This window comes from Methanolacinia paynteri, from assembly GCF_000784355.1.
In the GTDB taxonomy this organism is placed as follows: domain Archaea; phylum Halobacteriota; class Methanomicrobia; order Methanomicrobiales; family Methanomicrobiaceae; genus Methanolacinia; species Methanolacinia paynteri.
In genome coordinates this window covers 79,415-97,684 of the sequence record NZ_KN360929.1, presented here as the reverse complement: position 1 = coordinate 97,684, position 18,270 = coordinate 79,415, and the positions used below count along the sequence as shown (strand labels likewise).

At 49.7% G+C, this 18,270-nt stretch carries 16 protein-coding genes; 10 read left to right on the top strand and 6 right to left on the bottom strand.

Annotated elements, in window-relative coordinates; all coding sequences use genetic code 11:
• Positions 1-1,675 (top strand): CoA-binding protein (locus METPAY_RS05940; RefSeq protein ID WP_052418699.1); only part of this gene is annotated, 1,675 nt, incomplete at its 5' end.
• Between the two features lie 206 nt (positions 1,676-1,881).
• Here the strand turns inward: METPAY_RS05940 and METPAY_RS14165 are convergent.
• Positions 1,882-4,350, bottom strand: coding sequence for a PGF-pre-PGF domain-containing protein (locus tag METPAY_RS14165; RefSeq protein ID WP_169743641.1), 2,469 nt, complete (start codon positions 4,348-4,350; stop codon positions 1,882-1,884).
• A gap of 833 nt (positions 4,351-5,183) precedes the next feature.
• On the opposite strand from METPAY_RS14165, the gene METPAY_RS14865 reads away from it, so the two are divergent.
• A complete protein-coding gene (locus METPAY_RS14865) occupies positions 5,184-5,612 on the top strand; it encodes a hypothetical protein (protein ID WP_157199016.1) in 429 nt (142 codons plus the stop codon).
• A gap of 258 nt (positions 5,613-5,870) precedes the next feature.
• Here the strand turns inward: METPAY_RS14865 and METPAY_RS05925 are convergent, their stop codons facing one another.
• Together METPAY_RS05925 and METPAY_RS05920 are read right to left on the bottom strand one after the other, a co-directional pair.
• Entirely contained in the window at positions 5,871-6,326 is a 456-nt protein-coding gene (locus METPAY_RS05925) for an EVE domain-containing protein (protein ID WP_048150229.1), read from the bottom strand.
• Complete coding sequence (locus METPAY_RS05920) at positions 6,241-7,086, bottom strand: type I restriction enzyme endonuclease domain-containing protein (RefSeq protein WP_048150227.1); 846 nt, start codon at positions 7,084-7,086, stop codon at positions 6,241-6,243. The genes METPAY_RS05925 and METPAY_RS05920 overlap by 86 nt, the downstream gene beginning before the upstream one ends.
• A 289-nt stretch (positions 7,087-7,375) precedes the next feature.
• Between METPAY_RS05920 and METPAY_RS05915 the strand changes: the two genes are divergently transcribed.
• Both METPAY_RS05915 and METPAY_RS05910 read left to right on the top strand, forming a co-directional pair.
• Entirely contained in the window at positions 7,376-9,112 is a 1,737-nt protein-coding gene (locus METPAY_RS05915; RefSeq protein ID WP_048150226.1) for a SatD family protein, read from the top strand.
• A complete protein-coding gene (locus tag METPAY_RS05910; protein ID WP_048150225.1) occupies positions 9,109-9,966 on the top strand; it encodes a DUF3307 domain-containing protein in 858 nt (285 codons plus the stop codon). Before METPAY_RS05915 ends, METPAY_RS05910 begins: the two co-directional genes overlap by 4 nt.
• A gap of 130 nt (positions 9,967-10,096) precedes the next feature.
• Here the strand turns inward: METPAY_RS05910 and METPAY_RS05905 are convergent, their stop codons facing one another.
• The gene (locus METPAY_RS05905) at positions 10,097-10,411 is read right to left on the bottom strand and encodes a transcription factor S (protein ID WP_048150223.1); all 315 of its coding nucleotides are present in this window, start codon (positions 10,409-10,411) and stop codon (positions 10,097-10,099) included.
• A gap of 241 nt (positions 10,412-10,652) precedes the next feature.
• On the opposite strand from METPAY_RS05905, the gene artA reads away from it, so the two are divergent.
• Positions 10,653-11,474, top strand: a complete 822-nt coding sequence (gene artA, locus METPAY_RS05900) for an archaeosortase A (protein WP_048150221.1) — start codon at positions 10,653-10,655, stop codon at positions 11,472-11,474.
• Here artA and METPAY_RS05895 read toward each other — a convergent pair.
• Positions 11,449-12,090 (bottom strand): CDP-alcohol phosphatidyltransferase family protein, encoded by a 642-nt coding sequence (locus tag METPAY_RS05895; protein ID WP_048150218.1) that lies wholly within the window; start codon positions 12,088-12,090, stop codon positions 11,449-11,451. The genes artA and METPAY_RS05895 overlap by 26 nt on opposite strands.
• 102 nt (positions 12,091-12,192) lie before the next feature.
• Here METPAY_RS05895 and METPAY_RS05890 point away from each other — a divergent pair, with 102 nt between their 5' ends.
• Together METPAY_RS05890 and sppA are read left to right on the top strand one after the other, a co-directional pair.
• Positions 12,193-12,876, top strand: a complete 684-nt coding sequence (locus tag METPAY_RS05890) for a RibD family protein (protein ID WP_048150215.1) — start codon at positions 12,193-12,195, stop codon at positions 12,874-12,876.
• 3 nt (positions 12,877-12,879) lie between these two features.
• Complete coding sequence (gene sppA, locus METPAY_RS05885; protein WP_048150213.1) at positions 12,880-13,752, top strand: signal peptide peptidase SppA; 873 nt, start codon at positions 12,880-12,882, stop codon at positions 13,750-13,752.
• 477 nt (positions 13,753-14,229) lie between these two features.
• Here sppA and METPAY_RS05880 read toward each other — a convergent pair whose 3' ends face one another.
• The gene (locus METPAY_RS05880) at positions 14,230-15,465 is read right to left on the bottom strand and encodes a geranylgeranyl reductase family protein (RefSeq protein ID WP_306413915.1); all 1,236 of its coding nucleotides are present in this window, start codon (positions 15,463-15,465) and stop codon (positions 14,230-14,232) included.
• Between the two features lie 74 nt (positions 15,466-15,539).
• Here METPAY_RS05880 and METPAY_RS05875 point away from each other — a divergent pair, with 74 nt between their 5' ends.
• The 3 genes from METPAY_RS05875 to truD form a co-directional block, all read left to right on the top strand.
• Positions 15,540-17,015, top strand: coding sequence for an amino acid permease (locus METPAY_RS05875; RefSeq protein ID WP_048150211.1), 1,476 nt, complete (start codon positions 15,540-15,542; stop codon positions 17,013-17,015).
• A gap of 46 nt (positions 17,016-17,061) precedes the next feature.
• Positions 17,062-17,424 carry a peptidyl-tRNA hydrolase Pth2 gene (gene pth2, locus METPAY_RS05870; protein WP_013328735.1) on the top strand — a complete coding sequence of 121 codons (363 nt, stop codon included), beginning with the start codon at positions 17,062-17,064 and terminating at the stop codon, positions 17,422-17,424.
• A partial coding sequence (gene truD / locus METPAY_RS05865) for a tRNA pseudouridine(13) synthase TruD (RefSeq protein WP_052418697.1) occupies positions 17,421-18,270 on the top strand: 850 nt, incomplete at its 3' end. The genes pth2 and truD, both read left to right, overlap by 4 nt.

The window sequence follows — 18,270 nt, the reverse complement described above, 5'->3', positions numbered from 1 at the left end:
GAGCATCTACAAGGATGTATCGTTTTCGATACTGCCTGTAACGCCTGAAAAAGCGAAGAGGATGATCCATGCCATTAAGGCCCTGCCGCTTATCCGGGGTTATCGGGGTTCGAAGCCGAAGGACGAGGCTGAGATGGTGCGAATTCTTGTAAATGCCGCCCGGATGTTCGGCGAAACGCCGGGTCTTTCCGAGTTCGACATAAATCCCCTCAGGCTCTACGAGGAAGGAGCATGTGCAATCGACACCGCGTTCATCTTCGACGAAAGCACTATTCCGGCTGCTCCGGCCGTTCGGGGCGAAAACGCTCCGCCCGATACAAAAATATTCAGCCCTTCGTCGATCGCTCTAGTCGGTGCCTCGGAGAAACCGGGAAAGGTGGGAACGACGATGGCTGAAAAGCTTGCGAAATTTCCGGGTGAATTTTATCCTGTAAATCCCACTGACGACGAGATCTTCGGGTTCAAATGCTACCCCTCCGTCACGGCTATTCCCGGCAGCGTGGATATGGCGGTCATATCTGTTCCTGCACCAGTCGTTCCGGGAATCGCGGAGGAGTGCGGAAAGAAAGGCGTGAAGATTGCCGTAATCATTTCGGCGGGATTCAGGGAGACGGGGGAGGAGGGAGCAAAACTCGAAGATCTGATTGCGGATACCGGGAAGAAATACGGGATGAGGATCGTCGGCCCGAACTGTCTCGGCCTGATCAGCCCGTATAAAGAGTATGACACGACCTTTCTCCCGATAACTCCGCTTCCGGGGAACATCGCGTTTATATCCCAGAGCGGTGCACTCCTGAACGCAGTGATCGACTGGAGCCTCTCGTACGGCCTCGGCTACTCTCTCGTGGCCTCGGTCGGGAACCAGTGCGATCTTAAATTCACCGATTACCTGGTCTGGGCGCAATCTGACGAGAATACCCGTGCGATTATCATGTATATCGAGGATGCGGGCGACGGCAGGAGGTTCATGGAGCTTGTATCCGAAATCTCGCCCGAAAAGCCGGTGGTGGTGATAAAGGCGGGCTCATCCGACAAGGGTCATCTTGCGGCAGCTTCGCACACGGGATCTCTTGCCGGGAGCCACGAGATCTATATTGAGGCATTTAAGGAGTGCGGCGCAATATCCGTTTCGAGTATCGAAGATGCTTTTTATTCGGCGGAGTTCCTTGCGCACAGGAAGAGATACCCGAAGGGCGGCCGGGTCGTGGTCGTGACGAACGCTGGCGGTTTCGCTGTTCTTGCGTCTGATTACGCGGAGAAATACGGGCTGAATATCGTCGATCTTCCTCCTGCTGTGAAAGAGAAGTTCGACGGTTTCCTTCCTTCATACTGGAGCCGGAGGAATCCGGTGGATATCGTCGGCGATGCAAGGATGGACAGGTTCGTTGCGGCCCTCGACCTGCTCTGCAAAAACGATAACTTCTGGGACATTTGCGTCGTGATCTCGATCCCGAGCAATAATATCCCGTTCGAAAAGCTTGCAGGAGAGATTATCAAAAAGACGAAGGAGACGGAGAAGAGGCTGGTCCCCGTCTTTGTCGGCGGGGAGGAGATGAAGCAGGGAAGAGACGCACTCACGAGTGCCGGTATTCCTTCGTTCGACGAACCGGAGACGGCGTTCCGGGTCATGGGCGGGATTGTCAAGAGCCGGCACGTTTCCGGGAATTTGCAATAATCCGGAAGGGAGAGGGAAGGGGAGGTTTCCCCACTTCCTCAAGCCCTCCTCCTCATGGTGATCGGTCGCCGCCTGCTCCGGTTTTCTTCTTTGTTCTCTCCCTCCCGGCCGGGGATACCCGTATGGGTATCGCCCAGGCAGGGGCTTATACCCTCTAATAACTTCTCGAAAGAAAAAAATCCGGTTCCCGCAAAAAGGAATATTTATTATTTGAATTCCTTATCCCACCAGTCTGGATACTGTTCCTTTTTCCTGCGGCAGGCAAGACCGACGATGACGATTACCACAAGGATCATGAAGACCGCAGGGATTGCAAGAGATGACCATGATCCCGTTCCGCCCGAATTTCCGGGATTAGCCGGTATCGCGGTCAAGAGAACAGTTGCGGCGGAAGATGGCGACGGTGTGACGGATGCTGTTGCAAACTGTGTTGCCGCGAGTGTCGCTTCCGCAGTCTGTGTCTCTCCAGGAACGATCGTCGAACCTTCTGCTGCCGCAATCGCGAACCACGAGAACGACGGCGTCTCAGCAGTGTAATAGTAGTATGATCCATCTTCGTCCGTCAGAGTCGTTTCGAGTTCCTTCCATTCGCCCGTCTCTTCATTGTAGTGGAGCATTACGATGTCGCCGGAACCGTAGCCGTTCGCGGACAGCCAGCTCTTTTTCACTTTGAATTCGAATGTTCCGCCCGAGAGATCCGACCCGTCCGCGTAGTAGACAGTCACATCCTCGTACTCGTAGACATCCGTATCCGGCTCTTCGATCGAAGACGGAAGCGATCCGTCCTTTTGGACTGTGATCATAACCTTTTTGATATCCGTTCCGGCAGTCACCGAGACTTCCCTGACCGCACCCTTGTCCATTGTAAACGATGCAGTTTCTCCTGCTTTAAGATCCGTCGCGAACCCCATCCCTGTATCCGTGTTCGGTCCGCCGCCGCTGCGACCGGTAGCGACATTCAGGCCGGATGAGACGACCGTTCGAAGTGAGTCCGCCATCGCAAGTGCATCCGCCCGGCCATAGCCGAAAGTCGTGTCCTTTCCTGTTGTTCCAAGGTCGACCGTCGAATTGTAGAGTGCCGCCTTCACCTCGTCGGCGGTCATCCCGGGATATGCACCCCATATCTGGGCGGCAACCGCAGCGACGTGCGGCGCCGCAGCACTGGTCCCGGAAAACGGGTTCGTAAATCCTCCCGCTCCTGTAATACTCACGTTGTCCACCCCGGTGATGTCCGGTTTCGCCCGGATTTCCGGCGTGGGATATGATATAGTCACAGGTCCGCGTGAAGAGTACGATTCAATTGTCGAAGGCGTTATCCAGTTTACAGCGGCGGTTGTAATTACATCCGGGACTGCTGCATGCCCGAAAACAGAGTCGGCAGCGACGACATTATTGTTGTACACATTTGCTCCGTCCTGCGGCAAAATGAACAACTCAAGGATTCTGCTCTCCGCACTGCCGTTTTTCCGGACGTCGATCTCCCCGATTATCTCCGAAGAGCACGGATTGTAATATTCAATATACTCCATCGGATCGCCGGACCCGTCCTGGGTATCCACGGAGTAATCCAGGTCGCCATATTCAATTTCTGAAGAGGAATTCGATATTTTGGACAGGTAAAGATCATAGTCGTTGTCCGAACTGCCGAACTTATCGTTCCACTGCAGGATGATACGGACACCTGAGGCGGCGGGAAGGCAGACATACATGGATGTGCGGTTCGGATTTGTGCCGCTGCTGAAGTCGTGGAATCCGTTTGTCGAGCTATAAAATTCGCCCTGGTAATGCACTTCCGCCAGATTTGTTGCAGCAGCCACATATACGATATCGTTATCTGAGAGCACCGATTCGAGATGAGATGAGATGCTGCCGTCCTCGAAGTACGGCTGCCCCGGCCAGTAGATATCGTCGCAGATTACTTTGCAGCCGCTTGAAACAAGAGCGTCGATCGCATCATTGAATCCAATTTCATCGTCCCCCATGTCGTGGAAATATAGTTCGGCATCGGGAACCATATCGTGTACAATCTCAAGCATTGCCGTCCCTTCATCGCCGCCTACATCGTCGCTGAGGACGTGGACGTCATCAGGGAGATCGCCTGATTTCTGCGAATCGTTGATATGATTGACGCCGTTCGAGATGATCCCGATCTTCACGCCTTTACCTGTGTAACCGTATTCGGAACGAACATTGGCGGTCTTATGGACGATGTCTCCTTCGGTCGTGACGGATCCTACACTCAAACCCGGTGCGATGGCTTCCCTGACCGTTCTCACCCCTTCGATTGCGGCCAGTTCATAGAGGTCTCCGGTGTCGACCCATGCCACTGCGAAGTTGTTCTCCTCGTCCCTGCCAGTCACATCGGCAATATGGTCGATGATATGCGTGGAGTAGCCGGGCAGCACGTATACATAGACGTAGACAGGTTCGTCCGAAGAGGTTTCAACAGATGCGGAACTGGCGAATAATTTTACGGCGCCTGGATCACCGGAGTCCTGTGCATCCAGGAGAAGAGAGGTGGATAATTTCTTTTCGGTTTCGTTCAGGTTGTATTTGTCTATACCCGGGGCCGTGGTAAAATCCGGGTCCGGCAGGTTGTTTGTTTTTGCGTACTGGTCCGGCAGTGATATTCCTGTTTCTGCACAGACTCTTCCGGCCGGGAGTAGTATCTGCAATATAATAAAGTAAAAAATCAGTATTCTTATGAGATTTTTTTGCCGGATGCTCATAATAATTTATTTTTATATTTTGATTGCATATTCCTTCCTAATTGTTATTTTTTCAGGGTATATCCTATCCCCTGGTCTCTCAGGAAAGTGATTCGTTCCGTGGATAAAAATGCCTGCCATTAAGTTTCTTCCGGACGGCAGGGAGGAACGGCACGGAAATCACGAAAATTGAACGGGAGGCATTCTGCGATCGATCTTTGGATCGGTATTTTGAGAAAAGATTTCTGCAGGGGCGGAATCAGGACAATTTGAATAAATGGGGGCAATTACCCGTTTCGGGTCTGCCGGCTTTCGAAGGAATTTTTGGAGGTTGTATGAGTTTTGAATTTGAGGACTCAGGGGGTGGAGTCTTCTTTTGGTGGGGGGTTTGGAGTATTATGCGTTTTTTCTTTCTTCTTCATCACTGGTGTCATGGGACGGGAGTCTGGATGCTCCCTTAACACCCTGATCAATAGATTGTCGGCGGGGTATATAAATGAAGAAAATGCGGGGGAGTATTTCATTTAACCCCCGGGTTACATGATTGAATGTAATACGTTTCGGACCGGTTACGATCGGAACGTGTTCGCTGAGCCTGCAAAGCGGACCTGTCGTTTGGGTTGCCCGTAAGGGCTTATGTCCCCTCCAGGTTTTAGAAATATATATGGAACGTGACGAATTTCATAAAATCCCTTATGCCCTGGATCTAATTTTCAATTTTTTCGGAAATTCCGATTTAGTTTTATAATTACTCCCCTCCCCACCTTAATCAGGAGTGGGAATTGCACCCGATGATTAAAATGATAAAAACAAACGAAAGAATAAACGGAGACTACTATTACTGCCTCGTGCCCGGAGATGGAAACGGCAGCGCATCTTCTCTCGGGGAGATCGGCAAACCTGCCGGTCCCGTCCCGCTCTACCTGGTACCGCAGGCACTCTCCAAAGAGATTCACGAGCTCAAAGATGCGATCGTCGGGGTCCGTGTGGAGATGTTACCCCGGAGTTATGTTTGCAGCTTTGCAGCATCTTTGCAGCAGTTTTGCAGCAACCTGCTGCAAAGTAAAATAAAAGATGAAGGTGGCTCTTTTGTCAAATGTTGTATGAATTGTGGAGATTCTCTCTCTAAAAAATGTAGTTTGCGGAAAAATTCAGGGCACAGGAGGACGATCTTAAGGAGATATATTCTTCTTGTTGTGTGTGTACGCCCGGTTCTGCTGCAAACATAGATCAAAAACAGCCGGATATTTTTGGGAATTGAAAAAAATGAGATTATAATAATTCGTTGCTTTGCGGAGATGTGCTGCAAACTGCTGCAAACTTCCGCAAGGCTGCGAATGTACCGGGTGAAGTTTCAGTGTGGAGGGGGATGTAAGAGGTTTTACTATTCCTCTTCCGGGCGTTCCAGATCACCGGGTTCTTAAAAGAGTGAATAGGGATCTCGTGCGGTTGAAAAAAGAGGATTTTGATGGGTGACGGGGAGATGATCATCCTCTCGGGGTTTCGGCGGCCTTCATAATATACTCGTAATCCTCTTCCGGGATTGTTCTCATTGCCGTTCTCAGGTGGCCGGTCCACTGCTTCTTGTTGGTGATAAATTCCAGCTTCGGGATGAGCGATTTGAAATCGAGAGGGTCATCGAATATTTTCACGGCCTTCAGCTTTACACGATAGGGGAAGACTTCTTCGCTGGGCATGGTAGGAGGCCTGATGAATATTTCCGAATGGTCTTCGAATGGTTTCGATGTAATCTCATAAGTGGCGGTTATTGCGGATGGGAGGATCGTATCTCCGGCGTTTTCCTGTCGGACGAATATGACGATCCTGTCGCCGGGGCTTGATCTTTCGATGCTGTTCTTATTCCTCTTCGGAACGCCCCAGGTATTTTTCTTTTTGATTACCTCCCAGTTGTCGCGGTTGGTCGATGCAATCCATATTGTCATTGGATGGGATTTGGATTCGCAGATTATATAATTTACAGCCGGGACTGAAAACATGAAAACAGATCCACTCCTCAAATTCCGTGTTGTCGGTCCACATCCCGCACTGGGCAAGGACTGTGTTTACGGCGTCCTTCATACCTCGGGAGGGTACCTGTGCTGCTTTAACAGTCGCTTGTCTTGTCTTCCGCAAGAGTTCGGGCAGCTCTTTCGTGATTGCGACGAGTTCGTCATTTTCGTAGAAGTCTTTGACGGCTTCCGGCTTTCTCAGGGCATCGTAGAATGCCATATCTTCGAGAGTAAGGCCGATATCTTCTCCTCCTTTATGGGCCCCGGCCATGTCCTTCGCCATCCTGAGCAGCTCTTCGATGACCTGCTCGTTTGTCAGCATGCCGTTTATGTAGCTGTTCATCGCTTCTGCAAGGAGCTCTGAAAATTTCGCGGATTTAACGACGTTCGTCCGTGAATAGATCCTGATCTGTTCCGTAAGCAGTTCCACCGCGAGGTTTTTCTCCTTCATACGGGCGATCTCTGAAAGGAACGCAGGGTCAAAGAGGGAATATTTTTCTTTTACGTTCGAGAAGAGATTTATCACGCCCTCGATCCGAATGCTCTGCTTTAAGAGTTCGTTTATGCAGTTGTTTATCTCTCTCAGCGAGAGTTCCCCTTTCCCTTCTATCTTGGTTAGGGGGGTTCTTACGGCTTCGAAATATGCAGCCTCGAATCTCTCTTCCTGGCCGGGGAGGCTGCGGCAGGGGGGCATTGCGTAACGGAGGAGGGGGATCGATCACCTCTTTTTTCGGTAAAAGCTCTTTTTATTTTTAAACCTCGGGAAGACAGGAAAATCAAAATACCTATTCTAAAAATTTCAGTAATATTATGTCTTAAAATTATATCTTTACAATATGACGTTTAAAAGTTATAACCGCAAAATATAATCATTAAAGATGATATTTTAATAATATAATTTTTGAAGGTTATATGTTACAAATATAACCCTGTAGACTTATATACTTTCACGGAAATAATACCTGTAATACAGCGGGTGAAAGATGAGTGAAAAGATATATGCTGTTCTGACAGGCGACCTTGTAAATTACTCCAGGCTGGAAGGAAATGAAAGAACCGAATATGTAATCCATCTTTGGAACGTACTGCAGGAACTGGAAGCAGACAATATCAATTTTGAAATTTTCCGAGGGGATAGTTTTCAGGCAGTTTTGCCTTCGTCGCGTGAAGCCCTGGAGATCGCATTAAGAATTCGTTCGTATATATTATCGCAGGATCTCCATTCTAATAAAAAAATAAAGCCCGATGTAAGGATAGCAATCGGAGTAGGCGGTATTGAAAATTATGATAAGGATAAGAACATTGGCAGCTGCGACGGCGAAGCATTCAGAAACTCCGGTCCCGAACTCGACAGGATGGATAAAAAAAAGCAGAAGCTCACTATAAAAACCGGTTGGAATCAGTTGAACAGGGAATTAAAAGTTGAATGCTCACTTTTGGAAGCAATAACCGCAAGGTGGACAAAACCACAGGCCGAGATAATATATCACACTCTGCTGGGAAAAAAACAAAGCGATGTCGCTGAGTTACTGGAAATATCTCAAAGCAATGTTTCAGCAAGACTGAATTCCGCCAACTTCGATGCAGTTGAGATGATGATAAGAAGATATCAGGAAATCGTCGATGAAGAAAGAATCAATAACATATTGTTCGGCCATGTCTCAAGCGACATTGGTTCAACTTTGAAATGCCTGGTTGATCGTCACCCCGACTCTCCGGTATTTCATAGAGAATACGGGGATTATCTCTTTGAAAAGGGAAGCCATAAAGAAGCATCCGAAGAGTACTACAAAGCTCTTGAAAAGGATCCCGAAAACCAAAGAACTGAAATTAATTTAATTGCAAGTCTCTTTCATGAAGGAAAACTCTCCTCGGTAGAAAAAGAATGTAAAAAACTCCTTAAAAATGATAATAACAATGTACCTGCATTATTTTACCTTGGAGAAATTTATAAAAGAAGAAAAGATTTCTCCAAGGCAGAAGAATTTTACAGGGAAGCATGGAAACATGCAGAAAATGAAGATTTCAACCCGATAAACGGATTAATATACTCCCTGTTATTACAGGAAAAATTCGATAGAGCTGAAAAAGAGATGGAAGAATTTTTGAAATTGCATCCATCCGAGCATTCTGTTGTCGAAAATATGTATAATTATCTAAAGGAAAAGGGAGATATTGAAAGAGCAAATGAATATGTTGAAAAGGTAATAGAAGAGCTGAAAGAAATAAAAAAAGATTCGGAAGACGATAATAATCTGCTCTATAATTTGGCTTATCTCAATTATCTGATTTTAAAATACCCTGAAGCAGAGATCCACCTTTCAAAAATAATCGAAACAGATCCGAGTAATCCGGATGCACACAGATTCCTTTCTGTAGTATACAACGATAAAGGGGAACTAAATAAGGCAGAAAGAGAGATTGAAATTGCTATCAACCTCCAACCCGAATATTTTAGAAATTACTATTTAAAAGGGCATATTTTACAAAAAATGAAAAGACATAAAGAGGCAAAAAAGGCATTTGAAACCGTAATAAGATTAGAACCTGCCGATGCTATCGCATATCTCGCTTTAGGAGTTTCGGAATATGCTCTCGGAAAACGTGAAAAGGCGAACGAACATTTTATCAAAGCTCATGAACTGGATAATTCTCTCTCATCTGGGAAGGAAATGCTCTCTTTCCTTGATTCCGGTTCATTTAAGGAGGAAGACCTGTGATCGTTGCAATCTTCTTAAGAATGGTGATCGCCCACATCCTCGGCGACTTTTACCTCCAGTGCGATAAATGGGTCGACGATAAAAAAATATCCGGCTGGAGATCGAAGAAACTATACTGCCATTCGGCTTTGGTTGCAGTATTGACATATGTCTTCTCGGGCATCTGGATGGCCTTCTGGATAATCCCGGTCATATTTCTTTCACATGCCCTAATCGATTTGCTGAAAGTGTACCTCGACAAGAAGATCGAAAAATGTCCCATTACATATATCCTCGATCAGGGCTTGCACCTTGCAGTTCTGGTTATAGTGGCATATCTGGCAGGAAGTTTTTACGGGCCGCATTCTACGTTTTTAATTCCCGAATTCCTGTCAAGTCCGGTTCTGCTCTTGGTAATTACAGCTTATCTCCTGATAATTACTCCTGCGGGATTCCTAATCAGGGATATTTTAAGCCCTTACAGGGAAATTGTGCGCAAAAAAGAGGAGGGAGAAGGGAATAAGAAAAAAGAAGAAGAGAAAAAACTTTCCGGAGAACTTAACTCCGCGGCAGACAGCAACAATCTGGACAATGCAGGAAAACTGATCGGCTATCTTGAAAGAATCCTCGTATTAACATTTATTTTAATAAATCAATATGCAGCAATGGGATTTTTGATAACTGCAAAATCAATATTCAGGTTCAGGGAAGACAGGACGTACTTAGTCGAATATTATCTTCTCGGGACATTCCTGAGCATAGCGGTAGTATTGCTCATAGGGCTTGCCGTAGTGTTTGCATCGGATATTTTCTGGCCCAACGGAGCAGAAGAGCTTTGTATCTCTTTTAAATCGATCTATTTGGCTATCCCCTGAACCTTTATTCTCTCTTTTGTCTCATGAGCAACTTATTAAAAAGCCGTCAAAAATTATGGAGCTGACGCTCTCTCCGTAAAAAAACCAAAAAAAAAGAAATTTTATCGAACAAAAAAAATAAGTGGAAAATTCAGTCGTATTCGCGCCAGGTGTACTTGCACTTGACGCACTTGAAGAACCTGACCTCGGACTCATCTGCGGACCTGAGCTGTCTGAGCCACCAGTACGCTGTATCGTGGCCGCACTCCGGGCACCTGACACTCGTCGTCGGGAGGGTCGCGATCTCTTCGGTATCCTCGACGATGACGATGTCTTTCTCTTCCATCGACCTGACCTTCATCATCTTGGACCGGTCTTCAATCTCCTTTTCAAAACCACATTTTGTACACTTAAGTTTCCCGTTTGAGGACTTCATAAGACCTTTACATTCAGGACAAAACATCATCGTCTATATTATCTGTTTCCAATTCATTAATTCTTATTCATTCTGTCAAAACGATGCCCGTAAAATAAAGTCCGATTTGAAAAAACGTTCATGAAACAAAAGTTTCATGGACTGTTTAATGTAAATTACAACGTGATTTTCAGGCAAAGGTTCCTGAAACAAAAATTTCATAGACCGTTTTACGTAAATCACAACATGATTCTAATAGTAAATAAATGGTTTCACCGCAGACTTATACTCAATGGAACCACTTCTCATATACGCCGCAGCAATATTTTTCATCGGTTTTCTCCTGCTCAGGCGCCCGTATAATCTCTATTGTGCGGCCGCCGGGTGGACAGCGATCATCCTCTCGATCCTCGTGGACCTTCCGCACTATATCTTCGTCGAAAATAATTTCATGTACCCTCTATTCGGGATACTCGGGATACCCTTCCTTGCGATAACAATCCCGGAAATCCTGAGGAACAACAAACTCACCATCTACCTGAGCAGGGGGGCGGCCATCGCGTTCCTGATCTATATCCCCTTCGGGTTCTACCAGCCGCTCGGTGACTGGCTCATCGCCGTAGTCACATCCGAGGTCTCGTCACTCCTCGGGCTGTTCGGTTTCGGCGCGGAAAAAGTCGCGTGGAATATGATAGAATACAACAACTTCCGCGTCGAGATAATCCTGGCCTGCACCGGCATCCAGAGCATCGCGATAATGCTCGGGCTTGCCTACTGCGTTCCCTCGGACAGGAGGCAAAAGCTCATGGCATTCCTGCTCGTCGTCCCGACGATATACATCCTGAACCTTCTCAGGAACGTATTCGTCGTAATGGCATACACCGGACAATGGTTCCAGGTATATCCCGAGATCGCGTCCAACGGGGAGATCGGGTATGAGAGCTTCTTCTGGGCGCACAACGTCATGGCGGAACTGGGCGCACTAATATTCCTCGTGCTCCTCGCACTCGGACTGTTCAAACTGAATCCCGCGCTTGGTGAATTCGCGGAAGGAATAGTATCGCTCTATACTGAAAAAATAATGAAGATTACAGGTGCCGGTAAAGATAGATAATCCTCTGGAGTGCGGAAAGATTCGTGCAGACCGCGACCAGGATCACCGCAATCGCGATGAATCCCGTCAGTCCCCCGAGGATGAGGAAGATAATCGTCTCCGGCCTTCCGAAGAATCCCACCCTCTCGAGGGGGTCGTCGATCTTCCCGTCCTCCCTCTTCTCGAAACCGACTTCCGCATATACGACCGGTTTTATGAACGTATTCATCAGCGAGCCGATAATCGCGATGGCGACCACTGCAAAATCCGCCGCCGGAATATATTGTGGCGGTATCGGAAAATAGCCGCTGATAATCGCGATCCCCGAGAGGCCGATCCCGAGGATGACTATGCTGTCTACATATTTGTCGACGATCCAGTCGAATACCGCCCCGAATTTACTCTCTCTCCCGGTCTTTCTTGCAACCGTTCCGTCGACGAGATCGAGAACTGCGGATATGAAAAGAAGTATTGCGCCAGAGACGAAGTATTGATAAAAGAACAGGTACGCAGCCCCGATCCCTGCAAGCAGTGACAGCATCGAGACGCTGTTCGGGGTGAACCTGAGCCTGATGAATATATTTGCGAGGGGTTCGAGACATCCGGTAAATTTGGGCCTGAGCGCAGTAATATTCATTTCTTATATTATGTGGACGCCCAAAGGAAAAACCCTTTTGAAATTATGAATAAGACTAAATGCTTTACAGGTTGAAGAACAACTTAAAATAAGAAGATTGATATGGCGGGAAATATTGTTAAACCCCACGTGCTGATGATGTCGGAGATAACCGTGGACGGCAAGCTTACACTTAAGAAAGGCGCCTCCTCCAAGATCCTGATGAAATACATGGATCACGCAACCGACATCCTCCTGCACAAAACAAGGGCCGAATATGATGCGATAATGGTCGGCTCGAATACAATCAATATCGACAATTCATTTCTTACAGTAAGATCTGTCGAGGGAAAGAGCCCCCTCAGGGTCATTCCTTCGAGCAGGGCCGATATTCCCCCGGATTCCAATGTGCTCGGGCCGGATGCCCCGACACTCATTGCAGTGACCAAAAAGGCATCGCCTGAGAACATCCGGATTCTCGAGGATAAAGGAGCGGATGTGGTGTGCGTCGGCGAGGACAAGGTAGATCTTCCCCTCCTGATGAAGACACTCGTCGAAGACTACGGCGTCTCCAAACTTATGATCGAAGGAGGGCCGACTCTCAACTACTACATGCTCCAGGACCGTCTTGTCGACGAGATCCGCCTTATACATCTTCCCTTCATAGTCGGAGGTTCGGACACGCCGTCTCTCGTCGGAGGGATGCATATAGAATCCGAAGAGGAGATGTTCAGCCTCCAACTCAAAAACTACTACATGTGCGGGACGAATCTCGTTACCGAATACGACGTCCTGTACAGGAAGTGAATAATGAGCTGGCTCGAAAAAAAGATAGAATACAATAATAAAAAAAGATCGATAAAATCCGGAATTCCCTGGCTTGTGGCCGGAGTGATAATCGCATTGATAATTATAGTTCTTTTAACGATACTGATACCTTACTCCGAGAGCAAGGGAGTCTCGGTAATCCGCATAGAAGGAACGATCGAGACCGGAGATTTTTACACCGGAGGATATGTCGGAAGCGAATATGTCGGGAGCCGGATCCGGCAGGCGGCGGATGATCCGCTTGTCGAGGCTATCGTTCTCAGGGTGGACAGTCCGGGAGGATCGCCGGCCGGAGCACAGGAAATAATCGAGGATATCCAATATGCAAAGACGAAGAAACCGGTATTCGTATCGATGGGAGATATGGCGACGTCTGCGGCATATTACATCAGCGCTTATGCAGACAAGATTTATGCAAGCCCCGATACGCTTACGGGAAGCATCGGGACGATCTGGACGTTCATCGATACCAGCCGCTCCCTCCAGATCGAAGGCGTCAATGTCTCGATTGTAAAATCCGGCGACATGAAGGATCTCACTTCGCAGTACCGCGGCCTTACCGAGGAGGAGCAGGAATATGTTCAGTCTATGGTCGACGAAAGTTTCGAGCGGTTCCTGGACGATGTCTTAAGCCAGAGAAATATCAGCCGCGAGGACGTGGAGGAAGCCCAGCTCTACAGGGGCGAGGATGCATACGATCTCGGGCTTATCGATGAATTCGGGAACCTGTTCGAGACGATCGAGGCTGCAAAGAATTATGAAAGGCCCGTTCCAGCAATTGAAATGGAAATCAATGAGACTGCCGGGAACGAGACTGCAACGGTTGCCGTCAATGAAACGGCGACTGCCGGGTAAACCGGTCTGTCTCTTTTTTTTCTCTTTTTGATCTAACTCTTCGCTATAGTTTCTCCGGCAAAGATATTCATCAGGCACATCTTCGGCAACCCCTCGCCGCGAACTACACAGCAGCCCGCGGATCGGCCCCGACCTCGGGGCTTCTCTGTTGCGATAACCGCCCAGGGGATAGACGAGTGTCCCCTGAGCGGAGAGACGCGGTAGACTCGTGGCGTGTAAGGAACGGTATATACCAAAGATAGCTATATTCAACAGCCCGGGGACCCTTGTCGGTCCCCCGGGCGTGCCGTGAGAAGATTATCTTAAGGCAAGGCCCCTGGGCAGGGGCCGTCTGGCGGTGCCGGGGTTGCCGGAGAAAAACATGAGACAGCAAAGAGCCAGAAGTTTATTGAGGTTAGGACAAGGCCCGCGGCGAGGGGTTGCCTATGATGTGTCTGACAGATATCTGTTCCGCCGGTGCCGGGGTTGCCAAAAGATCTAACTCTTGAAAAAAAGAGAACGCAGTTCGCTGCCGATGACCTTCCCCGCCACCCTGTAGATCGAAGGGTTCAGTGCCATCTTTTTTACAATCCTGCCCGGACGGTCCATATCGCCGTAGCGGATGATGTCTTCCGCCATGCCTTTTTCGTTCATCTCCCGGCAGAGGTCGTCTATTATCTCCGGTGTCAGGTTCTTCCGAATCCTGAAGAGCCTCATCCCGAAGGCAAGATCCCGCCCGAAGTCCGCCTTCCATAAAGATTCGTATCGTGAAAGGGCCCGATCACCGAAGTCCCCTGATTCGATGCACTTTGCGATGGTATCGGCCGCATGCCTCGCCGACCGGACTCCCGTGTACACCCCTCCGCCTGATGTGGGTTTGGCGAACCCTGCCGCATCACCGCAGAATAAAGTCCTGTTCCCGTATGTTTGGGGCATGATCCCGATCGGGATTGTCCCTGTCACCTGGTGGACGTTCGTGGGCCCGAATTGTTTTATGAACCGGCCGAAGAGCTCGTTCGTATCCTTCTCCGCACACAGCCCGACACGGGCTTTTCCCTTTCCGGCGGGAATGACCCAGCCGAAGAAGCCCGGCGATGCATACGGGTGAAGTTCGACGAGCCTTCCGTCGCTTTCATACGGGACGTCCGCCTGGATCCCCGAGAGGAACACGGGTGCACGCTTCATGCCGAAGAATCTCGAAAAATTCGATCTCGGACCGTCCGCCGCCACGATCATCTTCGATTTGAAATCCTGCTTGCCCGAAACTCCCGTCGTTGAGACCGTGCAGCCGCTGTCGTCTACGACTGCCCCGGTTACGGAAGTCTTCAGCATGATCTCCGCACCGGCGTTCGCGGCCCCTTCGAGCATCTCGCGGTCGAAGGCGCTCCTGTCGACCACATATGCCTTTATCTCTCCTGAGTCAAACGAGAACTCGCAGCCGAGACCGGAGACGACCCTTGCACCCGTGACCGTCTGGATGACGCTCCTGTCCGAAACTTCGCATTCGAAAAAAGCATTTGTGCTCAGGAGCCCTGCACACTGGACCGGCGTCCCGGCGGCGGCATGCTCCTCTATGATAAGAGTGTTGAGTCCGGCTTTTGCACAGCATTTTGCCGCCATGCTCCCCGCAGGCCCGCCGCCTGCAACGATGACGTCGTAAATCACAGATCTTATTACATATTGGCATGAATGGGAATAATTGTTTACCGGGTCGGGTTTTCCTCTAAGACCCATTTTGGCGGACCTGCCGGCTTTACGATTCGAAGCCGTGCATTCCCGCAGCGAATCCGGAATTTAATGGTGATATTATGCAGATAAAGGATAAAATCGGGTTGTTCACCTTCATAATGATCACATCCGCCATTCTCGTAAATGTCAGGAGCCAGCCGACTCTCGCCGAGGCGGGGACGCAGATGTTCTTCTATTTTGCTGTTGCAACAATCGGTTTTCTCCTGCCCTGCGTTCTGATCCTCTCCGAACTGGGCAGCGCCTGCCCGTACGAGGGAGGACTGTATGTCTGGGTCAAAGGAGCCTTCGGGGAGAAATGGGGATTTACCGCGATATTCCTGCAATGGATACAGATGACGATCCTGATGGTCATGGTCCTCTCGTTCATAGCCGGAACCATACTCTATGTCTTCGACTACGGGGAGCTGGAGAGCAAGATCCTGATCCTCGTCATCTCTCTTGCAGTCTACTGGGGTGCGACGCTGGTCAACCTGAGAGGGCTGAAGTTATCGGGAGAGATCAGCACAGTCTGTGTAATTCTCGGAGTCGCGATTCCCGCCATAACCATCGTCGTCGCCGGGTGTGCATATCTTCTCGCCGGAAATCCGATCCAGCTGGATCTTACGCTCACCGCACAGAACTATATCCCCGATCTCTCGAATCCCGCGAACCTTGCGATACTTGCCGCGTTCTTCCTGCCTTATTTCGGGATCGAGGGTTCTGCCGCACATATCGAGAACCTGAAGAACCCTTCGAGGAATTACCCGCTGGCTCTTATCTTCGTGGTATTCTTCTGCCTCTTCGTAAACCTGCTCGGCTCTTTCTCGATAGCGGCCGTAGTCCCGCAGAGCGACATCAGCCTCATCGCCGGGCTCATGCAGGCGTTCGAGATATTCTTCAATACGTTCTCACTCTCGTGGATCGTTCCCATCCTCGCGATAATGGTCGTCATCGGGTCGATCGGCGAGGTGAGCACGTGGATCATCGCACCGATCAGGGGCCTGTTCAGGACCGCGAAGGCCGGAACACTGCCGCTGTGGTTCCAGCAATCGAACGAGCACGGAATTCCGAGAAACTTCGTGATATTCCAGGCCTCCCTCGTCTCGATGTTCTGCATAATCTTCGCCCTGATTCCCGGGGTGAACAGTGCGTTCTGGATGATGGTCGCACTTACCACTCATGTCTACCTGATCGCGTATTTCATCATGTTCCTTACCGCCATCAAGCTCAGGTACCTGAGATCGAAGCATAAGGATTCGCAGTTCTACATTCCCGGGGGAGAAAGGGGTCTCTACATCATGTGCACCTTCGGCTTCGGGAGCGTTCTAATCGTTGGAATCGTCGGGATGTTCTTCCTCCTCCTGACAGAGTTCGTGAGCACCCTGCCGTCGCCCGATGTCACGAATACGATCGGCATATGGTACCCCGTCTTCCTAATCGCCGGGATGATCATCATCGTTGCCATACCTCTGCTAGTGCACAGGTTCAAAAAGCCGGAATGGTTTGCAGCCGGAGGCCTCGCGGAGGACCAGGAGGATGTTTCTGCGGAGAGTTGAGCGTAATCATACTTATCTGAATCCCTGACCTAAGTATATTACAAAAATGTCGCCCGAACCCGAATTCAAATACAAGCAGTGCCTGATCATCAGGAACGACGTGAAGATGTCATGCGGCAAGAAATGCGCACAGCTCGCACATGCCGCAATCGCGGCGTACGAGAAGGCCGATAAGATAACAAAGAAAAAATGGTTCGATGAGGGGATGAAGAAGGTCGCTCTCAAGGTCAACAGCCAGAAGGACCTCTACGTGATCAAGACCCTCGCCGAGGATGCAGGGATACCTGCGGCTATAATCGCCGATGCGGGAATGACCGAGATCCCGCCGGGAACCGTTACCGCACTCGGCCTCGGCCCTGCGAAGTCCGAAGACCTCGACAAGATTACCGGAGACCTCCAGCTCCTATGATGAAGAGCGAGTACCCGATCGAGACCCTTCTCGGGATGGACTATTACGTAACGGAGACCCCCGGAACAGGCGGAGTTCTGAAAAAGACTCCTTCGGACTTCGTGGTGGGCGAGATCTACGGCGATATCAAGATGACCGGCGGGCCGTATCTCATCTGCGAGCTCGAAAAGACCAACTGGGATCTCCAGAAAGCGGTAAAGGAGATCTCGAAGGTGCTCGGGGTAAGCCAGCGCCGGATCGGGTGGGGCGGGACCAAGGACAAGAGGGCGGTGACGAGGCAGCTCATATCCATCTACGGTGTGAGCGAAGAGGATGTCGAAGCCATAAGGATCAAAGATATCTCGCTGAGAGTCGCCGGCCACGCAAACTCCCAGATCTCGCTCGGGGACCTGAAGGGAAACGACTTCGCGATAACGATCCGTGACATCGAAGCCCCTGACCCCGTTCCCGTCCTCGAAGAGGTCTCGTCCGCATCGGCGGCGGGAAAGATCCCCAACTATTTCGGTATACAGCGTTTCGGTGCCACACGCCCCGTAACCCACCTCACCGGATTCGATATCCTGAAAGGAGACTTCAGGGAGGCCGTGAAGACCTACGTCAGTTTCTCCTGCGGAAACGAACCCGAAGAGACCGAGATCGCAAGAAAGCATTATCTTGATACCGAAGACGTGAGAGAGACGCTCGCCATAATGCCGACCCACCTGCGTTACGAGCGTGCGATGCTCCACCACCTCATCGAAGAGCCCGGCGACTACGAGGGTGCACTGAAGGTCACGCCCCCGAAGCTTCTCTCCATGTTCGTCAGCGCCGCACAGTCCTGGCTCTTCAACAAGGCGCTGAGCAGGC